This is a genomic window from Herminiimonas fonticola (genome assembly GCF_040395855.1).
GTDB lineage: Bacteria > Pseudomonadota > Gammaproteobacteria > Burkholderiales > Burkholderiaceae_D > Oxalicibacterium > Oxalicibacterium fonticola_A.
Genome location: NZ_JBEBPO010000090.1, coordinates 1 through 9,310, shown reverse-complemented (window position 1 = coordinate 9,310; position 9,310 = coordinate 1). Strand labels below are relative to the sequence as shown.

Below are 9,310 nucleotides of genomic sequence, written 5' to 3'. Positions count from 1 at the left end.
GCGCAAAAATCCAGCGGCAAACGGCGCGGGAAGTGCTGGCCTTTGCCGGGATGATCGGCATCGCGCAGCGTGCGCCAAGTGTAGGCGAGAGCGGCTTCGACAGCGGTTGCGGCATCTTCGCCTAATGCCAGACGGCCGGCCAGTGCGCTGGCGAGGGTGCAGCCTGAGCCGTGGTAACTACCGGGCAGGCGGTCGCAGGTAAAAGTTTTACTGCTGCCATCGCGGGAATACAAGCGGTTATGTACTTCTTGTTCATCGCCGTGGCCGCCGGTAATCAGCAGGTTTTGACAGTAAGGCAGTAGTTTTTCTGCACATTGATCGGCTGTGCCTTCCGGCAGCTCGGCCAGGATACGGGCTTCCGGCAGATTCGGTGTGGCGAAGCTTGCCAGCGGTAATAAACGTTCACGCATCGCATAGCCGACTTCATCCTTGCCCAGTGCACCACCACCACCGGCGCGCAATACCGGATCGCAGACGATAGGGATATTCGGCAAGCCGCGCAGTATTTCCGCAACGGTATCGACCATTTCAAGCGAACCCAGCATGCCGAGTTTGACCGCAGCTATTGTCAGGTCGCTGGTCACTGCGCGTGCTTGCGCAAACACCCATTCTGGATCGAGTACACGGAAGTCCAATACGTCTACCGAGTTTTGTACTGTGAGTGCAGTGACGGTGGGCGCGGCATGACAGCCTTGCGCCATGATGGCTTCGATGTCGGCTTGCAAGCCGGCGCCACCACTAGGGTCATGGCCGGAGAGACAGAGAACGATAGGACGTGCAGTATTCATGGTGCAGATTCACTCTTTCAACAGGAACGCATCGCTGATCGCAGATGCAGGAAAAAATAGTGGCGCAAGCGAAAATAATGGGAGACTCGCTGCAGCGAACATTATAGCTTCGACCACGCGTTCAGAGGGGAATGACGGACTTGTACGGAAGGGCGTTGCACTACCGAATCATGGGAAAAGATTCTGCTTGCGAATCAATGCTGTAACTTCGATAGCGGGCAAGGGCAATCCAATATAGTTGCCCTGAATTTCATCGCAAGCCAGCGTTTGCAATATCTGGAGTTGCTCCGCCGTTTCCACACCTTCGGCAACCACGCGCAAGCCCAGTGCCTGTGCTATTGCTATCGTTGCAGTGAAGAAGATTTCGCCATCCTGTCCTCTGCCCAATTGCGCAGTAAACGCCGGATCGATTTTGAGCGCGTGCAGGTCCAGCCTCTGCAATAGCGGCAGGGATGAATATCCGGCGCCAAAATCGTCTATCGACATTTTGATTCCCATTCTGCTGATGGCAGACAGTTCTTCAAAAATATCGCCGACGTTGCGCATCATGGCTGATTCGGTCAATTCTATTGCCAGCATGGCGGCTGGAATTTCATGTTTTTTCAGATTTTCTGCAAGCAGGTTCTTGACCTTGCCATCGCTGAACTGATGAGCAGATATATTGACCGAAACCGGCACCGCGTGGATTCCCTGCGCCAGCCATGCAGCAAGGTCTGCGCATACCTTGTCGATGACGATGGCGCCGATGGCATTGATCACGCCGGTTTCTTCCGCCAGGCCAATAAAATCATGGGCCATAACCAAACCGCGTGTTGGATGCTGCCATCTGATCAAGGCTTCCATGCCGAGTAATGTGCCTGACGATGCGGCAACACGGGGCTGGTAGTGGATCAGGAATTGATCTTCCTTGAGGGCGAGCAGTAGTTCCTGTTCGGTATTGAGTCGCATCCGTATGCTTTCATACAGCATGCGGTCGTAGAAGCGGAACTGTCCCTTGCAATTTGTCTTGGCCGCGTACATTGCGATATCTGCGTTCTTGATCAGGGTCTCGATGTCACCGCCGTCGCGCGGGAACATGCTGATACCGATCGAGGCGCCTATCCTGTTTTTCTGTGCGCTCGTATCGCGTGAAAGATCGAATGGTTCCTGCAAAACATGGTTAATGGCATATGCGATGTGGGCCACTTCTTCTTCACTGTGTATGGCCTCCAGCACGACGGTAAATTCATCGCCGCCGATCCGGATCACCTTGTCACTAGAGCGCACCACGGATTTCAGGCGCGCCGCCACCGCGCGCAGCAATTGATCGCCGGCCGAATGACCGAGGGTGTCGTTGACATTCTTGAAGTCGTCCAGGTCGATGAAGAGTATGGCAAGTAGCGTGGCGTTCGATTGGGCAGTGGCCAGCGCGCCCGGTAAATAGTTCAATAACCAATGGCGATTCGGCAGGGCGGTAAGGCCATCTTCAGTCGCCAGGCGCGACATCTCGCGCTCATGACGTTTGGATTCGCTGATATCGCGCAAGGTAATGGCCAGACCATTTTCGGCGCGAACGATTTTTCTTTGCACCCATTCCGCCTTGATCGGACTTCCTTCCGGGATGCGATAGTCGTCTTCGTAAAATCCTTTTTCCATTGCGAGGCGATAAGTATTCATGACGCGCTCGAAATAATCGTCGGTGTAGTAATCGGATATTTTGGCGCCGAGAAATTTGTCTTTCCCAAGCCCGAAAAAGGAAGCGCCTTTTTCATTGCAATCGACGACCTGGAAATCGGTAATGAAGCCATACCGGTCCTGCTCGGAAAGCAATATGTAAAACCCTTCGTTGCCGCCTTCCGTGGCAAGGCGATATGTTTCCTGGATGGTTTTAGCCTGTTGTTTGCGCCATGCCAGGCGGATGGACATCAGCATTGCGATGATGGAAAACAGAAATAGCAGGCCGCTGCCGGCAATCGCAATTTCGCGGTACATGTGCAGATTGCGTTCATACGACAGGAATATATCTTCACGATCCAGTCCTACCAGCGCAAAAAATGGATAAGCGTTCAGTTTTTGCGTTGCGGTGAAACGTATTCTGCCGTCGAAGAATGGCTGCGCGCTGTTGCTTGCAGGATCGAGATTTTTGTTGGTAACAGCAGGCATATGAAGAACAGGACTATCGCGCTGTTCATTGCCGATTTTGGAAATACGCTCAACGCCATCTTCGCCGATAAAGGCAAGGATGCCGTTTTGCCCGAGCACCTTGTCATCGGAAAATAGTGTGAAGAATTCCGGTGCTATACCCATCACCAGGACGCCACCGAATACACCGCCTTCTTTTTCAATCCGACGTGTGACTTGTATGATTTTTTCGTTGCTGAGCCGGCCGATGACGGGGCCACCGATGCGTAGCGCACCGGATGCGTTTTCTTTGTGAAACTGAAAATATGCGCGATCCTTGACAGTAAACATTCTGACGATGGGAAGCGTGGCCGTGACCGGGTCGCCGTTTTCGTTGTAAATCGCAAGCGATGCAAATTGAGGAGTATTGAGTAAACCGCTTTGACTCATTTTCTCGAAATTCAAAGAGCCATTGGATTTTTCCCAGCTGTATTTGATTTGCTGCGCCAGCAGATCCAGTTGTTCTATGGTTCTGGTCAGGTATTGCGCATACGCGCTTGAAATTGAAATGGCTTGTTTTGCTGCGTTCTCTTCCAGCTGTTTTTTATCGCTTGCCAGTTTGGAAAACATGATGCTCCACAGCAGCAAGGTCAGCAACAGGGCCAGTAGTGGCCACAGCACGATGTAACGGAGATTGCGCCGAATGAAAGCGCCCCTTGTCATTCTATGGTGCGGATAATCTCCTGAAATTTTCCCGAGCATGACAATGGATAGGCGAACGTAGATTTTCGGAGAGGGAGGCGGAAAGAGGGCAGTCGACTATGGTTGCAAAAGGCAAATCTGTACGGATTCCTGGATGAACGATATGAAATTCCGGAATTGAAATGAGGGTTTTAAATGGAACCGTCAAAAGAAAACTTTTATTTTTATACGCGCAACACGTACTTCTTTGAGTACGATTGTTGGCCGTTATTTTGAATAACGATGATGCCAGTTCTGGATTGTTGCTGGCTAGCTAGTGTAGTCATTCGCAACATCCGCTGATATCCCATAGATATGGGATATCAGTGCAAAGAGAAGATAGAAGAAAACTTGTAATTAGGCAATATATTACTGGCTGTGAGATGGAGTGAGCGCTTCACAATACGACGTATTGCAATATTCACTTATTTTTTGATTTAACAAATCCACTTGATGAATAAGCGCCTCTGTTGCCGCCAACTGACGGGGCGCGGTACCATGAGGGCGGAAAAGTCGCCCATATTTTTACGGAGAGAGATTGATGTCAGTTCATTTGATTGAGGCAGTCCGGTTTAACGATGCAGGCGATAGGGTGGAAATGGTGCGGTGGGGACGCGGGCGGCGCAAGGGCGACGGTTCTCCTGGCTGGGAGGCCGTTACTACAGAGCAAGATGTTAATTTGGTGGTCGATGCATTGCATTTTGGCGATGAAGTGGCAACGGCATTCAGGGTCGGAGGCGATATGGTGCTGGGACCTAGGGTTCATATTGTCATTCACCAGCATGGTATTGAGGATATCGATACGATCGATCACGATGTGCCGGGCCGGACTTTGGCTGATTTGCCGCGATTTTAAGCGTTCGTCATCCGGCGGCGTCAACATGAATGAAGATGGGAAGTGTGTATGGGTGGGGATTTAACAACGGATGAATTTGATGCGCTGGAGCAGATCGTTGCAGGGCCGCGACAGGGGCGGCCATCGGCCTGCGTGGCGCGCAATACCAAGCGCCTGACCGGTCTCAAATATATTGCATATGCAAAAGACGGCAGCCTTGCCCTGACGGATAAAGGCAAGCAGACCTTGTTTGTCAAAGCCTGTATTGAAGGTTTGCGCGCCATTGCCAATGACTCGCAGGCAGTGCTTAAATCCGACGTGGCAACCTTTCTGGGCAAAAAGGGTCATATTGTTGCAACCGAGGCAGGTGGCGGTTTCGATATTACGCAAAAAGGTCGGGAATGCCTGGCCGATATAGACAGCAATCGCAAGTAATTTCCGGTAGGGCCTGCATGCGGACGTGATCGTACAAGGCATAAGCTTTGCAAGATCATGACTCATGCAGGATGGTTGGCATTATTTTGAACACCTTGGTGAAGGTGTCTTCAGTCGGTTTGGATAGGCGTAACTGATTTTCTACTTTGTACAAGAGGGAAAGTTACATGAAATCTGATTCGCATTCACGGCAATACCTGCTGCGCGCTTCGCGAACTGCAGGATCCTTGCAGCCATTGTCTGTGCATACGACAGCGGCACATCTGTTTTCTTACTCCATGTTCCATCAGTCTTCCTGATACCTGTGCGTATCGGATCGCTGCTGCGTGCAGTGTTTTATCCTTGCCCTATCGGCTTTCAAATATGGGCACCCATCACAATTGTTCAGATAGGGCGACAGCAATGAATGATCGAAACAATAATCTCGTTACCGGTTCCTTCATGTCATCGAACACAGCGGAAGCCGGGCAATCCGATGCGGCGCTACGCATTCTGAAGCACCTGTTGCGCAATTTCCCCGGTACGACCGGCGTTCGCCTGCTGGCTGACAATCATATTGAAGTAAGCACGCCCGCATTCACGCTGCTGCTCAAGGACACAGTTGTCCTGCGCCGGCTGATATTCAGCCGCAGCCCATTGCCGCTGGCAGATGCCTACATCAACGGCTTGATCGATGTGGAAGGAGATCTGTACGCTGCGCTGGGATTGAAACAATACTTTCAGTCTTTTGATTTTTCACTGGCCGTGCGTTGGGCACTGTTGCGCGATGCCTGGCGTTTGCCGGCAAAGCCGAAAAGTCTGACGGGCACGCCATTCGATGCCGGGAATTTTTCGCATCGCCATTCAAAAGGCAGCGACCAGGCCGCCATCGCATTCCACTACGATGTATCGAACCTGTTTTATAAATTGTGGCTCGATAAGCAGATGGTCTACTCATGCGGCTACTTCGAATCGAAGGACGATACGCTGGAGCAGGCGCAAGAACACAAGCTCGATCATATCTGCCGCAAGTTGCGTCTGAGGGCCGGTGAACGCTTCCTTGATGTTGGTTGCGGCTGGGGCGCTATGGTGTGCTGGGCGGCGCGCCATTACGGCGTACGGGCGCATGGCATCACCCTGAGTCAGAAGCAGTACGAGTATGCGCAGGCGCGTATTCAGACTGAAGGGCTGGGCGATCTGGTGACAGTGGAGCTGCGCGATTATCGCGATCTGGAAGGCGAGGCGGTGTACGACAAGATTTCCAGCATAGGCATGTTTGAACACGTAGGGCTGGCAAATCTGCCCTTGTATAACGCGACCATCAAGCGCGTCTTGCGCCCCGGTGGACTTTTCCTCAATCACGGCATTACGCATGATGAAGAAGGCTGGCAACGCACGATCGATACCGAATTCATCAATCGCTATGTATTCCCGGATGGCGAACTGGATACGGTCAGCAATATCCAGCACCGGATGGAAGCAGCAGGTTTTGAAATTCATGATGTAGAGGCGCTGCGCCCGCACTATGCACTCACACTCAGGCATTGGGTCAGCCGGCTGGAAGCGCGTCGTGAAGAAGCGCTCGAATATGTCAGCGAATCGGCTTATCGCGTCTGGCGTCTGTATATGGCAGCCTGTGCGCTGGAATTCGAGGCAGGCGGTACCGGTATTTACCAGATACTTGCATCCAATCCGGGCGGCACCGAGCCTGCCGTGCCTTTAACACGCAAAGATATATATGCATAATGTACGCATATTTTATTGACTATTTTTTGTGCACATATTCATAGAGCTGCCTACTATTTGAGCAGTTGGATGATGATGATTTGATCGAGATCAAACTCCGGAAAAGTTGATGCGATACCTTGGTATCGTTCTAATCAACTACGGAGTAAGTGTGAAAAAATCAGTATTGGTACTCGCATTATGTTCTTTGACAGCACTCAGTTCGCAAGTTTTTGCGCAGCAAGCACAAGAAGGTTCCTGGCTGGTACGCGTGCGTGCCGTCCATCTCGATCCGGCAAATAAATCTGATCCTGTCGGCGGCGTTGGCGCTGCAAATCGTTTGACCATCAATTCCAAAACCATGCCGGAGCTCGACATCAGTTATTTCTTCACGCCTAATTGGGCGGCAGAGCTGATATTGACCTACCCGCAAAAACGCAAGGTATCGCTGGATGGTGCAGAAATCGGTACGTTCAAAAATTTGCCACCGACGCTGACGATGCAGTATCACTTCTCGCCAGAAAAAACGGTCAGCCCATATGTCGGTGCCGGTATTAACTACACGCGTATCTCCAGCGTCAAACTGCTTGGCGGCGCTGCCCAACTTGAAAGCAGCAGTGTCGGCCTGGCATTGCAAGCAGGTGTCGATTTCAAGATCGATAAAAAATGGTCATTGAATCTGGATGTGAAAAAAGTGCAGATCAGAAGCGATGTCCGTACAGCAGCAGGACAACTCAGCGCAGTGAAAATCGATCCATGGCTGATCGGCGTCGGTGTTGGTTACCGTTTCTAAAAAAGTACGAACCGAAGTTTAGTCTTCGTTGACTTTGTAGTTTGAAGATAGCGAAGCGGAAATGAAAAAGGGCTTACGTTTGCACGTAAGCCCTTTTGTATTCGATGGCTCGGTTTTCAAATAGTCGTATCAGTAGATATTTTCTGTAAGATGCATCTCAATCCAGTTAATTCTTATAGCTGTTCAGCAGTAATGAGCAAGCCGTCTTGCCGACGTTTGATCAGATCAAGGAACGATTCGCAATAATGACCGCTCGCATAGATACCTTTGTGGCACCGCCCTGTGTCGATGACATTGAAATCCTCTATCAGGATGAGGCGTTATTACTGATCAATAAGCCCAGCGGGCTGTTGTCTCTGTCGGGGAAAAATCCGCTCAATCTGGATTCGGTGCATTATCGTCTGACGCAGCAGTTCCCGACGGCGCTGATGTTGCATCGACTTGATTTTGGTACTTCTGGTTTGTTGGTTATTGCCCTCAACAAAGTAGTCGCGGCGAATATCAATCGACAATTTCAGTCGCGCACTGTGGTCAAGACCTATCAGGCGGTGCTGGCCGGGCGACTCAATTCAGATGCAGGTGATATCGAACTACCGATTGCCAAAGACCCGGTCAATTTCCCGAAACTAAAAATCTGTCTGACGACAGGCAAGGCTGCCAGCAGCCATTTTCAGGTTCTGGATCGACAGAGCGGACCGAACACTACCCGGGTAGTGTTCACGCCTCTTACAGGGCGTACCCATCAGTTGCGAATCCATAGTGCAGGCATTGGGCATCCCATTCTGGGTTGTGATCTCTACGGCACTCCAGAAACTCAGCAGATGGCTGATAGGCTTCTATTACACGCTACGACCGTGGAGTTCGATCATCCAATCAGCGGCGAACGATTTTACGGTAGTAGTGATTGCCCGTTTTAATTCTGGATAGGGCTTGTCTTTGCGTACCAAACGAACAGCATGGACTGAAGCGGCGGTGATGGCAACAGAGTGGGCAAAAGAAAAGGGCCTAGTTTTTCAACTAGGCCCTTTGTATTCTGTGGCTCCCTGAGCATTCCCTACTACGAACCAGACCGCTTACGGGTCTGGTCGTCTTTTTACCTAAGCGCCTCTCTGCAAGGTTAGCTGCTTGATCAAAAAACTGCGTATGTACTTTGCAGATAATGGTTCGAGTCAGATTTGGGGAGTGCCTGGGTCAACAAGAATTTCGTTCCGCGACTGATTGGAGAGCTAAACAGTCGACGCAATTCTTGGTTGCCTGCAGCCCAACGCCTTCCAGGCTTGGAGGAGCTCGCAGCGAGTCTGAGATTGGGTCTGGCACCTCAAATTCGTGAGGCAGAAGGTTTAATAATGCAATAAGGACATTATGTCCTAGGGCTTTATGTCCAATGTTGATTGCTGTTTGCTTAATCTAGAATAAACCGAGTTCGATTGAGATGTCATGCAGCGTTTTGAGGTAGTGCTCCTCACGATAGGTAGTGTCAAGTAACAGCCTGGAAATACTCAAAATGATGGAATGGACTCCTATAGTCTTCGTTACGTTCAAGGCTCTCGTGCTCGGTACGGGCATGTTCTTCGCCATCAAGTGGCATTACGATCAAGGGAAGAAGGAGAAGGAGAAGCGCGCGCTGCTACGCACGGGCGGCAAGGTGGCTGCAGTCTTCGTGCTAGCGCTCCTGGGCTTGGGATTCATCACCTTCGTCCTTGCCAGGAAGCTCGGTTTGGACTTGCCCTTCCCATGATGGCAAAGAATAGTCGGCCGATATCCAGTGATGCGACAGCAATTCCCCGATGCGGCTATTGGGCAGCATCGGCAGGCGAGTCATTGCACATTCATGCTATTTACATAGCTTTTAGTGTTCTCACCGATTGAATCCGCCTTCGAAAGCGGACATTCATATATCCCTAGATGTTGATT

At 51.0% G+C, this 9,310-nt stretch carries 8 protein-coding genes; 6 read left to right on the top strand and 2 right to left on the bottom strand.

Going from position 1 to position 9,310, the window contains the following annotated elements:
* Both ABWP27_RS10645 and ABWP27_RS10640 read right to left on the bottom strand, forming a co-directional pair.
* Nucleotides 1-788, bottom strand: a 788-nt coding sequence (locus tag ABWP27_RS10645) for a bifunctional hydroxymethylpyrimidine kinase/phosphomethylpyrimidine kinase (protein WP_011871663.1), incomplete at its 3' end; no start/stop codon positions are given.
* Nucleotides 789-956: 168 nt separating this feature from the next.
* Complete coding sequence (locus ABWP27_RS10640; RefSeq protein ID WP_353156456.1) at nucleotides 957-3,569, bottom strand: bifunctional diguanylate cyclase/phosphodiesterase; 2,613 nt, start codon at nucleotides 3,567-3,569, stop codon at nucleotides 957-959.
* A 601-nt stretch (nucleotides 3,570-4,170) separates the two neighbouring features.
* Between ABWP27_RS10640 and ABWP27_RS10635 the strand changes: the two genes are divergently transcribed.
* From ABWP27_RS10635 to ABWP27_RS10610, 6 genes are all read left to right on the top strand, one after another.
* Nucleotides 4,171-4,485, top strand: a complete 315-nt coding sequence (locus tag ABWP27_RS10635; protein ID WP_353156453.1) for a hypothetical protein — start codon at nucleotides 4,171-4,173, stop codon at nucleotides 4,483-4,485.
* A gap of 48 nt (nucleotides 4,486-4,533) precedes the next feature.
* Nucleotides 4,534-4,899 carry a hypothetical protein gene (locus ABWP27_RS10630; protein ID WP_353156451.1) on the top strand — a complete coding sequence of 122 codons (366 nt, stop codon included), beginning with the start codon at nucleotides 4,534-4,536 and terminating at the stop codon, nucleotides 4,897-4,899.
* 441 nt (nucleotides 4,900-5,340) lie between these two features.
* Nucleotides 5,341-6,624 (top strand): class I SAM-dependent methyltransferase, encoded by a 1,284-nt coding sequence (locus tag ABWP27_RS10625; protein ID WP_502905334.1) that lies wholly within the window; start codon nucleotides 5,341-5,343, stop codon nucleotides 6,622-6,624.
* Nucleotides 6,625-6,775: 151 nt separating this feature from the next.
* Entirely contained in the window at nucleotides 6,776-7,396 is a 621-nt protein-coding gene (locus ABWP27_RS10620) for an OmpW/AlkL family protein (protein ID WP_353156445.1), read from the top strand.
* A 245-nt stretch (nucleotides 7,397-7,641) separates the two neighbouring features.
* Nucleotides 7,642-8,313 (top strand): RluA family pseudouridine synthase, encoded by a 672-nt coding sequence (locus ABWP27_RS10615; RefSeq protein ID WP_353156442.1) that lies wholly within the window; start codon nucleotides 7,642-7,644, stop codon nucleotides 8,311-8,313.
* A 587-nt stretch (nucleotides 8,314-8,900) separates the two neighbouring features.
* Complete coding sequence (locus ABWP27_RS10610) at nucleotides 8,901-9,134, top strand: hypothetical protein (protein ID WP_353156439.1); 234 nt, start codon at nucleotides 8,901-8,903, stop codon at nucleotides 9,132-9,134.
* The last annotated feature ends 176 nt before the right edge of the window (nucleotides 9,135-9,310 follow it).

What these genes read in the sequence shown, in the direction of transcription:
- ABWP27_RS10635 (WP_353156453.1), top strand. Translation starts at nt 4,171, where the DNA reads ATGTCAGTTCATTTGATTGAGGCAGTCCGGTTTAACGATGCAGGCGAT.
- ABWP27_RS10630 (WP_353156451.1), top strand. Translation starts at nt 4,534, where the DNA reads ATGGGTGGGGATTTAACAACGGATGAATTTGATGCGCTGGAGCAGATC.
- ABWP27_RS10625 (WP_502905334.1), top strand. Translation starts at nt 5,341, where the DNA reads ATGTCATCGAACACAGCGGAAGCCGGGCAATCCGATGCGGCGCTACGC.
- ABWP27_RS10615 (WP_353156442.1), top strand. Translation starts at nt 7,642, where the DNA reads ATGACCGCTCGCATAGATACCTTTGTGGCACCGCCCTGTGTCGATGAC.
- ABWP27_RS10610 (WP_353156439.1), top strand. Translation starts at nt 8,901, where the DNA reads ATGATGGAATGGACTCCTATAGTCTTCGTTACGTTCAAGGCTCTCGTG.